The following is a 16,976-nucleotide window of genomic DNA, read 5'->3' on the forward strand; positions in this document are numbered from 1 at the left end:
GTGCACCTGATGGTGCACGCCTTCGCGTCCTACTAGTTCTGCACGAGCTCAGCCATCTGCTCCAGCTCGCTCTCACGCTCCTTAGCATCCGCGTCCGGTACACCGCCGTCTTCCATACCACCGTCTTCCAGAACGCTATCTTCCACGGCAGTGTCCGCTGCGCCTGGCTCGCCGTCGGCAAGCTCTGGTGGCCTGACAAGGAACTGCTCATCGTCCACTGGCTCGCTCCCCGGATCTTCATTCGGCTGACCTTGGCTGGACCACCCGGGTTCACCCGGTTGCAGATCCGCGGGAATCTCGTGACGTTTCGTATAGTTGACCAGCCCAGTCGACAGTTCTACCCCAACCGAATCGGCATAGATCGTGAGCTCGCTACGCTGCACGCCGTCGCGATCCACCCACAGCCTTGTCACAAGCCGCCCGCGCACGATCACCGGATTTCCGGTACTCAAGCTCATCGCCGCGTTCTTTGCCGTTTGCCCATAGCAGCGGATGGAATACCACATTGTTACGCCGTCGGTATATTGGCCATTCCGGCGATCGTAATGGCGCGGAGTTACTCCCACTCGAAAAATGGTCGTGTATGTTTCCGTTCCATCACTAGCCGTGTTCGTAAACATTCTGGGGCTGCCCCCGATCCATCCGCGGATGGTCACATGCGTATCGTTCATTTGCTCTCCTTAGTCGCGTTGTGTGGTACCGACTCTGCCAAATCCCACAAAAAGACGGATGGCACGGCGAGCAAATTGCGATTAACGCACGCGTTTGGGCAGCTGTGGAAAAGTTTCTGCTCCGGTGACGCCGCGGCCGGCTAGCTTCCAAATACGTCAGAGGCGAGCTCTGTGCGAGTAATCCTGTGCTGATCCACAATTTCCCGCGGACCGTCCACCAAGTACTCCTCGGTCACATCTGCAACCGCACCGTGAACCTGACGTTCATAGCTACGTGCTGCCCGGCGGGCAGAAGCACGCAACGCCTGCCGACCTGCCCATCCACAAGCCAGCCCAAGAAGCACGCCTCCCACACTCAGAGCAATACCTACTGCTGTGCTGACCGGCGCAAACACCGCCAACGCAATGGCAGCCAGCGCAATGAGCGCTCCAAGCACGCCACCTACGATCACGGGCCTGCGCGAAATAGCGGGCAACGGCGTCGTTCTAATCGCTGTGCCAAGTGCGCGCCGGAACTGCTCCGCCGGCTTGACCTCACTGACAACGACCTCTTGCCACACCGCAGGAAGGCCTTCCCGCACGTGCGCAACCCACGCATCACGAATAGCGTGCACCATCGAATTCGCCGGTTGTTCAGGTACTACGAGCGCTGGAGGCTGATACGACTCACCAGAGACTCGAATGGATTCCACCACGGACGGGATACCCGAGGAACGCACGATACGGTCGACGACGTCGGACACCACCTCTTCGCTCATCTCCGGCTCACGTTCGCCCACGTTATCGCGCAGCCTGCTTGCGATCGCATCCAGTTCCGCAGCCGCAGTGCGGGCATTATTCGACGGGCGGGCCGCAGCTTCCGCGAGCATAGACCGAATCTCCGGGATGCCCTCCCCCGTCAACGCCGAGGCGACCATGATGGGAACCCGCTCCAGCCCGTCACTATCCAGCAGCTCCCGCAGGTCAGCCACGATAGCTTCACGCTGATCTAACGGCACTCGATCAATCTGATTCAGCACCACGACCATCGCGTCCTGCCTCCCTGCTAGCCCGGCAAGGAAATCTTTGTGCAACACTTGGTCGGCGTATTTTTGCGGATCCACCACCCACATGAGCAGATCAACCATCGGCAATAGCCGATCGGTGAGCGCCGAATGCGCCAGTTTCACCGAGTCGTTATCTGGCAGATCAAGCAGTACCAGGCCGTCGAGGTTTTCCTTACCGAGAGTCAAAATGGACGAATGTTCGATCCGGCGGTCGTCATCGACCTCGAGGTAGTCCAGTAACGGGGTCGCATCCACGTCGAACGTACATGCTGCCGCACGTTCCGTGGTTGGCCTGACCTCACCAGAATCAGCGAAATCCAGCTCGGTAATCGCATTAAACATCGTCGACTTACCCGATCCGGTACCGCCCACGAGTGCCGCCACCGTGATGTCCACTCCCAGGCGCATCCGCTCCTCGGTCCGCCGCAAGTCATCTTGGGCACGGGATGCCACGTACGGGTCGAAAAATCGGCCACCTGCCGCGACCGCACGCTGGAGCGCTTTCAACCTTTCAACGACGTCGTTCGAACCTCGCCCTTCCATTGGCCTACCTTCCGTTCCTCTCAGACTCGATCAAGTAATTCGCTGGCACGCAGACGCAAGGTTGCGGCGCCACCCACGCGGACAGTATCAACGACGTCAGTGTAGACGGCCACGAGCTCGTCCAGAGCGCTACGAACCCGGCTCGCCAGTTGCTCGCGAACCTCCCGCACCTCGCCGTCCATATCAAGGAATTCAGCCACTTTGCGCGCACCTGATATTCCCCCGGCAGCCACGCCGAGCAACGACGCCGTTCCCGCTTTGCTCAGCCACGGGTTGTCTTTCGTTGGGACCGCCGCGATATCGGATTTCCATCCCTTGAGCGCCCGCTCCACGATCGCGTCAATATCTAGGTTGGCGTTAGCCTCCGCGGCCAACTGAGTCGTGTTCACCACATCAGCCCGCCATGCTTGGTTCACGTTCGCCTGCGCGGCCGTCAGCCCCTGGGTGAGCGCCACCCGTGCCGACGTTAAAATCGCGTCGAAAATCGTGGTCATCGCCCGATCACGAGCCTGGCTACCGCGATCAAAAAACCGGGGCTTTCTCCGCGCAACCATCCCCGCCAGCGGCCCGCCCGTGGACGCGAGCGACAGCCATGACGTCGTCGGTGCTCCCTGCCCAAAACGCCCGTTAGCAATGTTCGTTGCCAGCTTTTCCAACGGCTGCTGAGCGCCCTCATACGCCTTATCTTTCAAATCTGTGAGCGCGTTCTCCTGGGCCTCCACCGCGTCCGCTAGCACGAGCAGATCGTTACGAAGCTGCGGCAACGTGGCCGCAGTCGTCCGCGAAATCAACGATTCACCGGCCTTCGTACGCGCCAAAATATCCAGCCACGAACGCAGTTCTTCCACATATTCATCAGGAAGCAAGCCCGAATGAGCACCCGCATCAGGGATGATGAACAGCGGGCTTTCCGCAAGCCCCATCTGGCCCATCCGAGCAACCAGATCCGAACGAACAGTCGCAAGCGCCGAATGCGGAACCCTGTCCAACACCACGGCACACGTAATTCCGCGCGTGTGAGCACGCAGCAGCGTATCCCAAGCCACGGCATCGCCGTAGCGCGACGACGTCGTGACGAACACCCACAAATCTGCCGTGTCAATCAAACGAGACGACAGCTCCCGGTTCGAATCGTCCACCGAATCCAAATCCGGCGCGTCAACAAGCACAACTCCCGAAATCGCGGAATCCACCACCTGATACTCGCCCATACGCTCCAGAGCATGGCCTGCCATTGTCGGCTCGTCGTCTGGATGCATGACGATCACCGGCGTGCGGGTGGTCGGACGCAACACTGAGGCAGGTGAGATTTCCTTACCCACCAACGAATTCACCAACGTCGATTTGCCAGCCCCTGACGAACCACCAAACACGATCACCGTGGGTAACTCGCCCTGTTCCAGCTGGGGCAAAATACGACTCTCCAACTGGGTAATCAGCTGCTTTCGCGATTCGGACAGCTCTCTAGCGCCCGGCATGTCTAACGGCAAATCGGCATCATGAAGCGCCTCGAGTGTGCGGCGAACCAGACCCGCGAGGCGTGCGTTCGAAAAAGCTGGAGTACTCACCCCTCTATTGTGTCGCATCCGCCCGGCAAATTCGACGAAGGCCACCGGAAGTAGCCCATTTCCACATTCAACCGGTAATATTTGCTTGCATGCCCTCATAGCTCAGCGGATAGAGCAGTGGCCTTCTAAGCCATGTGTCGCAGGTTCGAGTCCTGCTGGGGGCGCTGGGGTAGGCTAAGTTCGTGAGTACATTTTCAGCCCAAACAACGCCCATCGTCTGGATCGACTGCGAAATGACAGGCCTCGATCTGGACGTCGACTCGATCGTGGAGATCGCCGTCGTCGTCACCGATTCGGAACTCTTCCCCCTCGACGACGGCCTGCGGATCGTCATCAAACCAACCGCTCAAGCCGTGGAACAGATGGATCCATACGTACGCGATATGCACACCGCCACCGGCTTGATCAACATGTGGGACGACGGCGTGAGCCTTGCCGACGCCGAAGCCGCCGTCATGGCCTATATCGAACGTTTCGTACCCGAACCGCGCCGAGCACCACTGGGCGGAAACTCGGTCGGCACCGACAGGTCGTTTATTGCACGCGACATGCCCACACTTGACGCCCACTTGCACTACCGGATCATCGACGTCTCATCCATCAAGGAACTGGCCAAACGCTGGTATCCACGCACCTATTTTGCTGCCCCCGAAAAGACGGGCAACCATACCGCGCTCGGCGACATCTATGATTCCATCGATGAACTTCGCTACTACCGGGCCGTGCTCTTCCCCGACGGCGAAGGCCCCAGCACCGAAGAATCACAGGAGATCGCACGCCAGATCGAAAGCGATCTCACGCGGTCCCGTGCCCAGCAGGCTGCGAAGGACGAACGGTGAAAAACACCCGGCCTGAGTCTCAGGACCGCCCCAAACCTTCCCTGCGTGCTCGCATAAGAAAATATTTTGCAGGCAACACGGTGCGCTCCCGTGTCACCCTGATCATCCTGCTCATTACAGCGCTATCTATGATGGTCGTCGGCGTTGTCGTCGGTGTCATCCAATATCGCAGCGTGCTCAGCTCTGTTGATGACCACCTCAAGCATTCCGAAACCGAAGTGCGCGAATTTGCTGACCGGATCGCCACCGAAAATTCTCTCTATGCGGATCAGCCCGCGAGCGCCGGCGATTTTATTTTGCAGTTCATGCGTGAACAGCTGCCCGTCACGAACGAAGGCATGATGGGATTCATCGGCGGTGAACTCACCTATCACCAAGGAGAGCTCGGCATCCCAGTGCAGGATGATTCCGAACTCGTCGACACTCTCAAGCCTCTGACTGCGTCAAATTTCACCGAATGGACTGACGTTAAAACCGCCACGGGTCATTACAGGGCGCTGAGCGTTCCCGTCGTCATGGCCGACGGCGATTCTGCTGCGATCGTATTCGTCTACGAGATCGGCAACGAGCTGGCGCCCGTGCGCGTGTTCATCTGGTCATATCTGGTGATCGCACTCATTACGATCCTCTGTGCTGGAATCGCCGCCTGGTGGGCTGCAGGCCGCGTCATGGAACCACTAGCACGGCTCCGAGACGCAACCACGCGGATCACGGAACATAATTTCGACGAGCGGATCCCCATCCAATCCACAGACGACCTCGCAGACGTATCCCGCTCATTCAACGCGATGCTCGACCGCATGGCCGCCGCCTTCACTTCCCAATACCAGTTGCTTGACGACGCCGGGCACGAATTACGCACTCCCGTCACCATCGTCCAAGGCCACCTCGAACTCATGGACGTCAACGACCCGGACGACGTCGCACAAACCCGCGAACTTGCGCTCGGTGAACTCGACAGGATGCGCCGCCTGACCGACGACCTCGTGCTCCTAGCTAAAACGGAACGGCCGGACTTCTTGCAAATCGGCCCAGTCGACGTCACCGACCTCATGCACGACGCGTTTACGCACGCCCAGCAACTCGGCGAACGGAACTGGAAACTCGGCACGGTCGCCCCGATCATTGTTGATGGTGATGCCCAACGCCTCTTGCAGGCACTACTGCAGCTTGCCGCTAACGCCGTCAAATTCTCCGAACTCGAATCCACCATCACGCTCTCTGCCGACATACACGGCGATGGTAGCGAACTCTACCTGTCCGTCGCCGACGAAGGCCTCGGCATCGCCCGGGAAAACCAAACTCGCATCTTCGAACGTTTCGGCCGAGTTGATGCGAGTCGAACCGGTGCAGGCCTCGGCCTGTCCATCGTGGCGGGCATCGCCCACTCACACGGCGGAGACGTAGCACTCACCTCCCAGCAAGGGCGCGGATCCACCTTCTCGCTCGTGTTGCCACTTTCGAACGGAATGCCCGTAGACTCAGAAACATAAAGACCTCACAGGTCAGACGGCAAACAGCAAACGGAGCACACACATATGGCAAATATTTTGGTCATTGAAGACGAGGTAGGAATCTCCACCTTTATCGCGAAAGGCCTGAAAGCTGCCGGCTACCAAACCACAGTGGTAGCAACCGGACGCGAAGGAGTTCTCCACCTGCTCACCGACGGCTACGATCTTGCCATCCTCGACATCGGACTACCCGACATCGACGGCTTCGAAGTTCTCGAACAAGCCCGCGGCCAAGGCGTGTCCATCCCCGTCATCATTCTCACCGCACGCTCCTCGGTAGAAGACACCGTATCCGGTCTCGAATCCGGAGCTGATGACTATATGGCCAAACCCTTCCGCTTTGAAGAACTCCTCGCACGAGTACGCCTACGTTTACGCAGCGCCCGGACCAACACGCCAACCACCGACACCTCCCTCATCACAGTCGGCGACCTCATGCTCGATCTGCGCTCCCGGCGAGTCAACGTGGCCGGCGTCGAAAAAGAACTCTCCGCCCGCGAATTCGCCATGCTCGAATTCTTTATGACTCACCCTGACCAGGTACTCTCCCGCGCCCAACTGCTCGATAACGTGTGGGGCTACGACTTCGATCCCGGCTCGAACGTCGTCGACGTCTACGTACGCTATCTGCGGCAAAAGATCGGCAGCTCGCGGCTTGAAACCGTGCGCGGCATGGGATACCGGCTCGTCTCCCGCGCCGATAAGTCCACTCAATAGTTGATGCTGGCCGCAAACCTAGCGAGGGTTGATCCGAGCGCTAGGTGCCCACGAACGTGTACGCTCTTCCCACCACAACACACGCCTCATCCGCGCATGCGCTTCACGAGGGGCCGCACCCACGTCCGAATTTGAAGCCATCGATAACGCAACCGCGGTTGTACGCGCATACAAATCGTACGGGTTAGTCCGCTGCTCCAAATACTGACACCAGGCTTCCAGCACTTCTTCCGACCTCGGATAAAAACTGCACCTCATTCCACCCGGGTTTAACATTTCCAACCGTTCCCGATACGGCTCAGACGGATCAGCCACCACCCACTCGTTCTCGGTAAGGAAAGGCAACACGGAGACGTGCGCCAGCAAGCAGCCCCAATCATCGTTACGCTTGCCCGGACCCACATGGTCCAGATCAATGAGAGTGAGCCGTCCGTCGTCGTCAATAAGCACGTTCGCCTCAAAAAAATCGCCATGTGTGGCCACGTCCGGGCCACCAATATCAAGGCTGAGCACGTGCGTGACCAGCTCCGTTATCCGATCAATATCAGCCACGTACTCGGGCAAAATCTCCCGCGCTGTCTTCGCATAGTGGTGAATCCGCTTTGCCCACGACGCATGCTCGTCCAACGCGGCAACCGCCGGCCCAAGAGAGTCCAACACCCTTTCAAAGTCTGCGATTTTCGCTTTAGCTTCGTCCGGGCGGAAGGCAATCTCATTCGCGAACGACCTTCCCCGAGCGGCTTCCGAGACAACCAAGCCGCCCTCCGTGGCGTAAATAATCCGCGGAAAAGGCGCCGCACCCTGCGCCACCGCGTTCGTTCTGCGCACAAGCTCCGCCCCAGTTGCCGGGTGGACAACCTTGCCAAACGCCACCGATTCCTCGCCCACTTTGTATTCGATCACCGCGCGGCGAGTCGGCCGATACACAACCACGTTAGCGCCCAGCCCCTCAATACCTAACTGGTTCGCCATGTGCTGGGGGTGCGTGGCCTCCGGCAGCGCAGGCAGCGAAGGATCATGCGGAAATTGCCATACGTAGATCGGATCGGTGATCACACCCTCCGGGTCTGTGAACGTGAGCACCGCATGCGAGGCATCAACCTTTTCCGTCGACGCAATAAGGTAGGTAGAAAAATCTCGATCCGTTGCCCGCGCCGTCACAAAATATCCCACAGACACTCCAGCGCCCGGCCGTAAAAAGGGCTTGTCAGGCGTGTAGTCAATAAGCAGCCAGCCCAAAGATTCCAGCGACGCCGCCACAATTGATTCAGCTTGCGCAGAGGTGAGAAAGGCCGCCACCTGCGCGTTCGTGTCGATCTGCCCGGAGGCCTGCGCGTTGGTGTGACGCTGGGCATCGACCTGCCCTTGCGCCTGTGGACATGACTGCGAGCGATCCGAGGTGGACGAAGCTGAATCTTCCATGTGGCTATTCCAGCACAATCCGCTCGACTTTGCCGTGTGAGCCAAAATTTCTGGACGTCCACCGCGCCGCGACATGAAAAGTCTCGCATCGCAGATGTGCGATACGAGACGATGGGGTGGCTGACGGGATTTGAACCCGCGACATCCTGGACCACAACCAGGTGCTCTACCCCTGAGCTACAGCCACCACGTGCCTAATGGCAACGATAGTAGACTATACCAAGCGAACCCCGCCATGCCGAATTCGCAGGCGGTGAGGCCGATCACCAGAACGCGGCTAGTGCGATTACAAGAAGGCGCGCATCTGGATGGCGTCCGCGAATCGATTCAGGTGCTCCGGATTTGCAGAAAGATACAGGGAGCCATCGATGAGCGAGATCTCCATGATGTAGAACTCTTCCGGAGAATCCGGCGCTCCACGCACGATATCAACCCGGTTGAAGAGCAGCAGCTCGTCGCGTCCCGTCTTATTCTTGATGTGCTGATGCAACCCAAGCCGGATCCGCTCTCCCCAGCGCCACGATTCCTCCGAAGCCTCGGCCGAACGAGCAATTTCCTCCATTACGCCAGAATCGCGCGGATTGCGGTAGCGCGGATGCAACATCGGCTCTTTTTGCACACTGTAGGCGCTCAACCCGTTGAGGTAAATGAGCGAGGTTTCGCCAGAGATTTCGATGTCTTCAAGGTAGCGCTGAACCATGACGGAGCGCCCCGCTTCGAGCTCGTATTGGGCATGCAAAATAGCGTCGGAACGAGACTTGGCATCGGTGGCCGTGTACCGCCCCGTACCGCGCCCACCCGAAGAGACCGCGGGCTTGATGACGAAGTCACCGTGCGAGGGGAACCGCGAATGGATCTGCTGTTTGGTTAGCTTGTCTTCCGGTTCGAGCCAGGTGGTCGGAACAATTGGCAGGCCAAGTTTTTCAAAATCCTGCATGTAGTGCTTGTCCATGTTCCACTCCATCGTAGGAGCAGAGTTCGCAATGCGCGGGATGGATTTCGCCCAGTCGTTGAATTCTTTGGGATAGCGCGCGTAGTCGCGGACGGAGCGAACGACCACGAGGTCTGCAGCGCTCCAATCGACGCTTGGATCGTTCCACACGGCAATAACTGGTTCTATTCCGCGGTCACGAAGCGCGTCGGGAAGGTCCTGCTCGTCTTGGTCCAGGTTGGGCAGGAACTCGGACGTGGCTAGAAATACTTTTGGCTCAGACACACGTCCACTCTAGTTTATTTCTCACTGCCATGTTGCGTCCCTAACAAAGTTGCTCGCTTCAAGGCGCAAATAACCACGCGCTAGCTCGAGGTGGCAAGCGCAAGAACCACGTCTGGGCTTCGTGTTTGAGCTCACAGGGTTATCCGCGAATCTGATTTGCCTGCCACGCCGAATTAGGTCTATATTATTTATCGCATCGCTAGCTCAACTGGCTAGAGCACCTGACTCTTAATCAGGGGGTTCTGGGTTCGAGTCCCAGGCGGTGTACCACTCGGCGGTCAGCGTTAGCTGGCCGCCTTTTGTATAGGATGGCTCTGTGGGGAGAAAACGATGAGCGCGTGGCACCGGTTGTTTAGAGAATCGACGTTCAACCCCATGATGGTGGTCGCATTTTTCGCGTTACTGTTTTTCGCGTTCGTCGCTAATTCGACCGAGCGGGTCATTCTGCTCGTACTGGCCGGTTTGCTCGCGGTTGCGGAACTTTCCCGTGCGTGCGCCCGCAGAAAGCATGATGCTTCGCCAGATGACACGGCTGCGGAGGATCAGTGACTTCCCTTAATCACGCACTTGACCGCCTCGAAGATGCGCACGGGCTATCGCCTTCCCCGGAGGCGATCCACGATGCTTTCACCGAGTGGTTCACGTCTACCGGTAAGCAGATGTATCCGCATCAGGAAGAGGCTCTGCTGAGTATTGTGGCCGGCGACCACGTCATCGTGGCCACGCCTACGGGTTCGGGCAAGTCGCTTATAGCGTCGCAGGCGATTTTCGCTGGTCTTGCCACAGGCCGCACCTGTTATTACACGGCTCCGCTCAAAGCGCTCGTGTCCGAAAAATTCTTTGATCTTATCGGCCAGTTTGGCGCTCACAACGTCGGGATGATCACCGGCGATTCCGCGATTAACACGGGCGCACCCATTATTTGCGCAACCACGGAAATCCTCGCGAACATCACGTTGCGGGAAGGTCCGGAGGCGGATGTGGGCGTCGTCGTCATGGACGAGTTCCACTTCTATTCCGAACCGCAGCGCGGCTGGGCGTGGCAGATTCCGCTGCTCGATTTGCCGCAGGCCCAGCAGATCCTGCTTTCGGCAACGCTTGGTGACACGTCGTTTTTTGAAGAAGACCTCGAGCGCCGCACGGGCCGCCCGGTTTCGGTGGTCGACGACGCCGTTCGCCCGGTTCCCTTGCACTTCAGCTATTCGCGCGAGCCGGTGAGTGAACAGATTAAGGAGCTGGTCGCCACTCACATGGCTCCGGTGTACGTGGTTCACTTCTCGCAGCGTGAGGCGGTGGCCCAGGCACAAGCACTGTTGCCCATGGCGCTCATCTCGCCTGATCATCGCGAGCGCATCCGCACCGCACTGGGGGATTTCAAGTTCGGTCCGGGGTTTGGCCAGACCCTGTCAAAACTCATCCGTAATGGTGTGGGCGTGCATCATGCTGGTCTCCTCCCCCGTTACCGCCGCCTCGTGGAGCGGCTCACGCAGGCAGGCCTGCTCGTCGTCGTGTGTGGGACTGACACGCTCGGCGTGGGTATTAACGTGCCGATCAGAACCGTGCTCATCACATCGCTGACGAAGTTTGACGGGGCGCGGATGCGTAATCTGGGTGCGCGTGAGTTCCACCAGATTGCTGGGCGGGCAGGCCGGGCAGGGTACGACACGATTGGTTACGTCGTAGTGCAAGCCCCCGAACACGAGATTGAAAATGAGCGCAGGCTGCGTAAGGCTGGTGACGACCCGGCGCGAATTAAACGCGTGCAGCGGGTGAAACCGCCGGAGGGTGAAGTGTCGTGGTCGGAAAAGACGTTTGAGCGGCTCCAGCATGCTGCTCCGGAGACTCTGCGCAGCCGATTCAAGGTTGACCACTCGCTTATTCTTAACCTGTTGCAGCGCCCCGATCCGATTCCTGCGATCACGAAAATACTGACGGACAACCACGAACCACGCTCGGAGCGCAACCCGTTTATCCGCCAGGCGTTGGACATTTACGCATCCTTGCGCCGTGCTGACGTGATCGTTCACGAGGATCGTGATTGGCGTGCCACCCACCCGGACATGCCTGCCATCCGGTTTGCAAAAGACGTACCCGATGATTTTGCGCTCAACTCTCCGCTCGCGCCTTTCGCGTTGGCAGCGCTCGATTTACTGGATCCGGAGGATGCTGATTACGCGCTCGACGTCGTGTCAGTGATCGAGGCCGTCCAGGAAGACCCGATGCCGGTGTTGAACGCGCAACGGAAACAAGCACGCACCCAGCTACTCAACAAGCTGAGGGCCGACGGCGTTGAGTACAACGAACGGATGAACCTGGCTGATGAGGTAACTTGGCCGCGCCCGCTCGCTGACCTGCTCGAACCTGCCTTGGAGATTTACGCGCAGACGAATCCGTGGGTGGGTAAGCACGAGCTCTCGCCGAAATCGGTGGTGCGCATGATGATCGAGTTGGCGATGACATTTTCCGAGTTCGTTTCACGTTTTGATCTGGCACGTTCCGAAGGCATCGTCTTGCGTTACATCACGGACGTGTATCGTGCGATGCGGCAAACCCTGCCCTTTGAAGCACGCACTGGCGAGGTAGATGACATCATTGACTGGCTGGGCCGGCTCATCCGTTCGGTTGATTCCTCGCTGCTCGATGAATGGGAAGCGCTTGCTGATGGACGGGTGACCATCGAGGATCTTGACCTGCTTGCCTCTGACGATTCTCACAGCGGCGAAGAGGCTGCGTTCGGTGCTGATGAAGACGGCAACGTCGCGTTCACAAGGAACAAGCACGCGCTACGGAAGGCTGTGCGTAATGCGATGTTTGCCCGCGTCGAAGCGCTGGACCGCGACGATTACGAGGAACTCGGCAGGCTTGATAGCGCATCCGGCTGGGATGGCGATCGCTGGGCTGACGCGATGGACCCGTATTGGGATGAGTACGCCACGCTCGGTACGGATGCCGATTCGCGTTCGGATAAGTTCTTCTCAATTCTTGAAGACCCCTCCTATGCTGACTTGTTGCAGGCCGGCGTGGATGAAGAGACGGCAGCGAATTGGCTGGACAGCCACAAACCAGGACGCCTGTGGCTGGTGATCCAAATCCTCGACGATCAAGGCTCGGCTGATCCCCCGCAAGACGAAGCAGAGATGACGTGGGCAATCTGGGCCGCCGTGGACCTTGATGCTTCCGACGAGGCGGGACAGCTCGTACTTCACATTATTGATCTTGCTGAACGCTAAGACTCTACTGCTTTGCGTTAACTAGAAAGGACACGATTGACAATCTCAATTGCTCAGAACATTGCACGGCTTACCGAACGCATTGAGCGTGCCGAGGGCAACGCCGGCCGGCAGCGCGGCTCGGTGAAGCTCATGCTGGCCGCCAAACACCAGCCTGTGGAGAACCTGCTGGCAGCTAGCGCTGAAGGCGTGACTCTTTTTGGGCACAATATCGTCCAGCAGCTAGAACAATCTGTGCAGGGGCTCCAGGAGGCCGCGATCTCATCGATAAACACGGTGATCGGGCCTGTACAGTCGAATAAGCTTCGCGCGGCGATGACCTGGGCTGACCGCATTGACACGGTCGATTCGCTCAAGACTGCCCAGCGGATCGCACGGCGCCAGCAGGCGCGGATCGACGACGGCGAAGCAAGCGGGCCCTACCCGATCCTCATTCAGGTAAACTCTTCCGGTTCGACCACGCAGTCGGGATGCTCCCCGGACGAGCTTGTGGATCTTGCCGGGCAGATTTCTGAACTGGACCTCGTGCGGATTGACGGGTTGATGACCATCGGAGCACACACGTCCGATACGGCGAAGATTCACCGCAGCTTTGCACTCACCCGCGAGTTATCACTACAGATGCGCGGCCTGCCCGGGCTTGAAGATGCGGCTGAACTCTCGATGGGAATGACTGGCGATCTTGACATTGCGATCGCCGAGGGAGCAACAACCGTGCGCGTAGGGACGGCTGTTTTCGGCGAGCGCCCACGCAGCTAGCGTTAAAACGTGTTGAGCCCGCGGGCCCGGAAAATATCGCGGGCAGCTTCCGTGGCTTCCGCCGACGGCGGTTCCACAGCTTCGAGCTGGTATTCCAGGCCGAGGTTGTCCCACTTATCGCGGGCCATCTGATGAAACGGAAGCACTTCGACGCGCGAGACGCTGTCCCAATGTGACACGATCTCGGCAACCGCCTCAATGTTCTCCCGATCGTCCGTCAGCCCTGGAACGAGCACGAACCGAATCCAGATTTCCTTATTCGCGGCAGACAGCCGCTGCCCGAAATTCAACGTGGGCTGGAGTTTACGGCCGGTTGTGCGTTCGTAGTGGCCTGCCAGCCCCGATTTCAGGTCGAGAAGCACCAGATCGACGTCGTCCATCATCTCGTCAGTAAGAGCCGAGCCCAAGAAGCCCGACGTGTCGATTGCCGTATGGATCCCGGACTCTTTCGCGCCGCGCAACAACCGGGCTAAGAATGCGGGCTGCATGAGCGGCTCACCGCCCGAGAACGTGACGCCACCATTGGTCACGTTAAAGATCGTTTTGTAACGCCTAATCCGCTTAAGTAACGCCTCGGCCGTCACCCGCGTACCATCGCGCAGACGCAGAGTATCCGGGTTGTGGCAATACAAACAACGTAGCGGGCAACCAGCTAGGAAGGTGGTCATCCGTGTGCCAGGCCCGTCTACTGCCGTGACCAACTCCCACGAATGTACGGATCCCACCTCGCCGGAACGCACTGCCGCAATATGTTCCGAATGGCTCATCTCCGGGGCCAGATCAATACCGTCAAGCCCTGCCCCAGTTTCTCGAGGTACCTCGAATTCGAGAGGTTCCGGGCGATATTCGCCCGTCGAGCCTTCACTCGCGAAATACGTACGAGCGTCGAGAGTCCTGTCTGCCATGTCGTCCTTTAAGAACCGCTACGGTTCAATTGAATGCGGAAACTTTGCCGGGCGCGCGGAAATCCCCCGCACGCCCGGCAAAAACTACTCAGACTCAAAAACTACATCTGGTCGTGGAACGTGCGCGACAGCACGTCGAGCTGCTGCTCGCGCGTGAGCCGCACAAAGTTCACTGCGTAACCGGACACACGTACCGTCAGCTGCGGGTACTTCTCCGGGTTCTCCATCGCATCCTCGAGGGTTTCGCGATTGAGCACGTTGACGTTCGCATGGTACAGACCCTGTACGCCGCCGTTTTCTTCACGCTGAGCCTTCATCGAGGCGAGGCGCTCTTCGTATGTCTTGACCGAAGCCATTGTTTTCTCCTTTGTGGATCTATTCCAAGTTTAACTGTTCTAGGTGCGAGATGCTCGTTGAATTTAGCCCTTGACGACCATGCCAGCATCCATGATGCCCACGAGGTTCGTAATCTGCTCATCGAGGTTACGCCCCAGCGAGGACGGGATGATCGTGTTCGTCAGCGAAATGCCGTCGAGTGCATCGGTGTAGTCGAGCTTGCCCACCGACAGCATCGAAGCGAGCATGCCGTGCGTATCCGCACCATTCTCCGGATTTGCACCCGGGGAGAAGGGTGTGCCAGCACGGTGGCCAGACGGGAAGTTTCCGGTGTTCTTACCGTAAACGACGTTCGACGTGATCGTGAGAACCGACTGGGTCGGAATCGCGTTACGGTACATCGGAATTGCCTTGATCTTTGCCATCACCGTGTGAACGATGGTGGCAGCGATGTCGTCGGCGCGGTCGTCGTCGTTACCGTAGCGCGGGAAATCGCCCTCGGTAATGTAGTCGACGATGAGGCCCGTGTCGTCACGAACCGGGGTCACTGTGGCGTACTTGATGGCAGACAGCGAGTCGGCAACGATCGACAGGCCAGCAATACCACAGCCCATCGTGCGCACGATGTCCGTGTCGTGGAGCGCCATTTCGATGGCCTCGTAGGCGTACTTGTCGTGGCTCCAGTGGATGATGTTGAGCGCTTCAACATAGGTTTCCACAACCCAGTCGAGCATCTGCTCGTACTTCATCCACACGTCGTCGAAGTCGAGCGGGCCATCGCCCTGCACGGGTTCGTAACCTTCAACGATCTGCTTGCCGCTGATCTCGTCACGGCCACCGTTGATCGCGTACAGCAGAGCCTTCGCGGCGTTCACGCGCGCGCCGAAGAACTGCATCTGCTTACCCACTGGCATTGGCGAAACACAGCATGCGATCGCGGCGTCGTCGCCCCAGTGTTCGCGGATCTGGTGATCGGCCTCGTACTGGATCGACGACGTCTCGATAGAGACCTCTGCACAGAAACGCTTGTAGCCATCAGGCAAGTTCTCCGACCAGAACACGGTGATGTTCGGTTCCGGAGCCGGGCCCAAGTTGATCAGGGTCTGCAGCAGACGGAAGGAGGTCTTCGTGACGAGGGTACGCCCGTCGTTACCGAAACCGCCGTCCGACCAGGTGGCCCAGTACGGATCGCCCGAGAAGATCTGATCATAGGATTCGGTACGCAAGAAGCGCACGATCCGCAGCTTGATAACGAGCGCGTCGATGATCTCCTGCGCCTGCTCCTCGGTGAGGATTCCGCGCTCGAAGTCACGCTCAAAGTAGATGTCGAAGAAGCCGGACAGGCGGCCGAACGACATCGCAGCGCCGTCCTGGCTCTTAATCGCACCAAGGTAGCCGAAGTACGTCCACTGCACAGCTTCCTGGGCGGTTTCAGCAGGACCAGAGATGTCGAAGCCGTAGCTTTCCGCCATCTTCTTGAGCTTTTCCAGAGCGCGGATCTGCTCGGTGATCTCCTCGCGGTCACGCGCCCAATCCTGGCTGAACGGAGCCTCAGCGTGGCGATCCTTATCCTTCTTCTTCTCCTCGATGAGGCGGTCAACGCCGTAGAGCGCCACGCGCCGGTAGTCGCCAATAATACGGCCACGGCCGTAAGCATCCGGCAGACCGGTAATGATATGCGAGGAGCGAGCCGCACGAATACGCGGGGTGTAAACATCGAACACACCCTGGTTGTGCGTCTTACGGTAACGCGTGAAGATTTCCTTCACGTCGTCGTTAACTTCCTTGCCCGCTTCCTTAATCGCGGTTTCCACCATGCGCCAGCCGCCATAGGGCATCATCGCACGCTTGAGCGGAACGTCGGTCTGCAAGCCGACGATCACGTCGTCGTCTTCGGAAATGTATCCGGGGCCAAACGCGTCGATATCCGCGGGGGTCTCGGTGTCGACGTCGTACACGCGCTTTTCACGTTCGACGGACAGATACTTCTTGTCAAGGGTGTCCCACAGGCGCAAGGTCTTGTCGGTTGGGCCAACCAAGAAATCCTTGTCGCCTTCGTATGGGGTGTAGTTCTTCTGGATGAAATCGCGGACATCGATCGTGGACGTCCACGTGCCAGATTCAAAACCGTCCCATTGTTTCGTCTTAGTCAATGTACCGGCGTCGATGGTCACTCGTGTGGCTCCTTCGTGGTTGTTAAATATCCACTA

The 16,976-nt window shown here is 58.6% G+C and carries 12 protein-coding genes, 3 tRNA genes and 1 pseudogene; 8 read left to right on the forward strand and 8 right to left on the reverse strand.

What is annotated here, in order from left to right; genetic code table 11:
• Positions 1–32 precede the first annotated feature (32 nt).
• The 3 genes from EL234_RS02145 to EL234_RS02155 all read right to left on the reverse strand — a co-directional run bounded on the left by EL234_RS02145 (position 33) and on the right by EL234_RS02155 (position 3,828).
• Positions 33–671: a single-stranded DNA-binding protein gene (locus EL234_RS02145; protein WP_126415923.1), complete on the reverse strand. Its 639-nt coding sequence runs from the start codon at positions 669–671 to the stop codon at positions 33–35.
• Between the two features lie 140 nt (positions 672–811).
• Positions 812–2,260 (reverse strand): P-loop NTPase family protein, encoded by a 1,449-nt coding sequence (locus EL234_RS02150; RefSeq protein ID WP_126415924.1) that lies wholly within the window; start codon positions 2,258–2,260, stop codon positions 812–814.
• A gap of 20 nt (positions 2,261–2,280) precedes the next feature.
• Entirely contained in the window at positions 2,281–3,828 is a 1,548-nt protein-coding gene (locus tag EL234_RS02155; protein WP_164712291.1) for a dynamin family protein, read from the reverse strand.
• A 91-nt stretch (positions 3,829–3,919) separates the two neighbouring features.
• On the opposite strand from EL234_RS02155, the gene EL234_RS02160 reads away from it, so the two are divergent.
• From EL234_RS02160 to EL234_RS02175, 4 genes are all read left to right on the forward strand, one after another.
• Positions 3,920–3,992, forward strand: a tRNA-Arg gene (locus EL234_RS02160).
• Between the two features lie 18 nt (positions 3,993–4,010).
• Positions 4,011–4,667: an oligoribonuclease gene (orn, locus tag EL234_RS02165; protein WP_277870837.1), complete on the forward strand. Its 657-nt coding sequence runs from the start codon at positions 4,011–4,013 to the stop codon at positions 4,665–4,667.
• Positions 4,664–6,160 (forward strand): sensor histidine kinase, encoded by a 1,497-nt coding sequence (locus EL234_RS02170; RefSeq protein ID WP_126415926.1) that lies wholly within the window; start codon positions 4,664–4,666, stop codon positions 6,158–6,160. Before orn ends, EL234_RS02170 begins: the two co-directional genes overlap by 4 nt.
• 45 nt (positions 6,161–6,205) lie before the next feature.
• Complete coding sequence (locus tag EL234_RS02175; RefSeq protein WP_126415927.1) at positions 6,206–6,898, forward strand: response regulator transcription factor; 693 nt, start codon at positions 6,206–6,208, stop codon at positions 6,896–6,898.
• An 18-nt stretch (positions 6,899–6,916) separates the two neighbouring features.
• Here EL234_RS02175 and EL234_RS02180 read toward each other — a convergent pair whose 3' ends face one another.
• The 3 genes from EL234_RS02180 to EL234_RS02190 form a co-directional block, all read right to left on the reverse strand.
• Positions 6,917–8,320: a phosphotransferase gene (locus tag EL234_RS02180; RefSeq protein WP_164712293.1), complete on the reverse strand. Its 1,404-nt coding sequence runs from the start codon at positions 8,318–8,320 to the stop codon at positions 6,917–6,919.
• Positions 8,321–8,432: 112 nt separating this feature from the next.
• Positions 8,433–8,507: transfer RNA gene (locus EL234_RS02185), tRNA-His, on the reverse strand.
• A gap of 99 nt (positions 8,508–8,606) precedes the next feature.
• A complete protein-coding gene (locus EL234_RS02190) occupies positions 8,607–9,536 on the reverse strand; it encodes an ATP-grasp domain-containing protein (RefSeq protein ID WP_126415929.1) in 930 nt (309 codons plus the stop codon).
• A gap of 193 nt (positions 9,537–9,729) precedes the next feature.
• Between EL234_RS02190 and EL234_RS02195 the strand changes: the two genes are divergently transcribed.
• The 4 genes from EL234_RS02195 to EL234_RS02210 all read left to right on the forward strand — a co-directional run bounded on the left by EL234_RS02195 (position 9,730) and on the right by EL234_RS02210 (position 13,525).
• A tRNA-Lys gene (locus EL234_RS02195) sits at positions 9,730–9,806 on the forward strand.
• A gap of 60 nt (positions 9,807–9,866) precedes the next feature.
• A complete protein-coding gene (locus tag EL234_RS02200; RefSeq protein ID WP_126415930.1) occupies positions 9,867–10,085 on the forward strand; it encodes a hypothetical protein in 219 nt (72 codons plus the stop codon).
• Positions 10,082–12,766, forward strand: a complete 2,685-nt coding sequence (locus EL234_RS02205) for a DEAD/DEAH box helicase (protein ID WP_197718453.1) — start codon at positions 10,082–10,084, stop codon at positions 12,764–12,766. Before EL234_RS02200 ends, EL234_RS02205 begins: the two co-directional genes overlap by 4 nt.
• A gap of 36 nt (positions 12,767–12,802) precedes the next feature.
• Positions 12,803–13,525, forward strand: coding sequence for a YggS family pyridoxal phosphate-dependent enzyme (locus tag EL234_RS02210; RefSeq protein WP_126415931.1), 723 nt, complete (start codon positions 12,803–12,805; stop codon positions 13,523–13,525).
• A 2-nt stretch (positions 13,526–13,527) separates the two neighbouring features.
• On the opposite strand, the gene pflA is transcribed toward EL234_RS02210, so the two are convergent.
• Positions 13,528–14,430, reverse strand: a complete 903-nt coding sequence (pflA, locus tag EL234_RS02215; protein WP_126415932.1) for a pyruvate formate-lyase-activating protein — start codon at positions 14,428–14,430, stop codon at positions 13,528–13,530.
• Between the two features lie 101 nt (positions 14,431–14,531).
• Positions 14,532–16,940 (reverse strand): annotated as a pseudogene (pflB, locus tag EL234_RS02225) (formate C-acetyltransferase).
• Positions 16,941–16,976: the final 36 nt, after the last annotated feature.

The sequence above is a fragment of the Trueperella bialowiezensis genome (assembly GCF_900637955.1).
In the GTDB taxonomy this organism is placed as follows: domain Bacteria; phylum Actinomycetota; class Actinomycetes; order Actinomycetales; family Actinomycetaceae; genus Trueperella; species Trueperella bialowiezensis.

Excerpts from the sequence above, each read along its gene's own strand:
- EL234_RS02150 (WP_126415924.1), bottom strand. The coding sequence starts at position 2,260 with ATGGAAGGGCGAGGTTCGAACGACGTCGTTGAAAGGTTGAAAGCGCTC.
- EL234_RS02200 (WP_126415930.1), top strand. The coding sequence starts at position 9,867 with ATGAGCGCGTGGCACCGGTTGTTTAGAGAATCGACGTTCAACCCCATG.
- EL234_RS02180 (WP_164712293.1), bottom strand. The coding sequence starts at position 8,320 with ATGGAAGATTCAGCTTCGTCCACCTCGGATCGCTCGCAGTCATGTCCA.
- pflA (WP_126415932.1), bottom strand. The coding sequence starts at position 14,430 with ATGGCAGACAGGACTCTCGACGCTCGTACGTATTTCGCGAGTGAAGGC.
- EL234_RS02175 (WP_126415927.1), top strand. The coding sequence starts at position 6,206 with ATGGCAAATATTTTGGTCATTGAAGACGAGGTAGGAATCTCCACCTTT.
- EL234_RS02145 (WP_126415923.1), bottom strand. The coding sequence starts at position 671 with ATGAACGATACGCATGTGACCATCCGCGGATGGATCGGGGGCAGCCCC.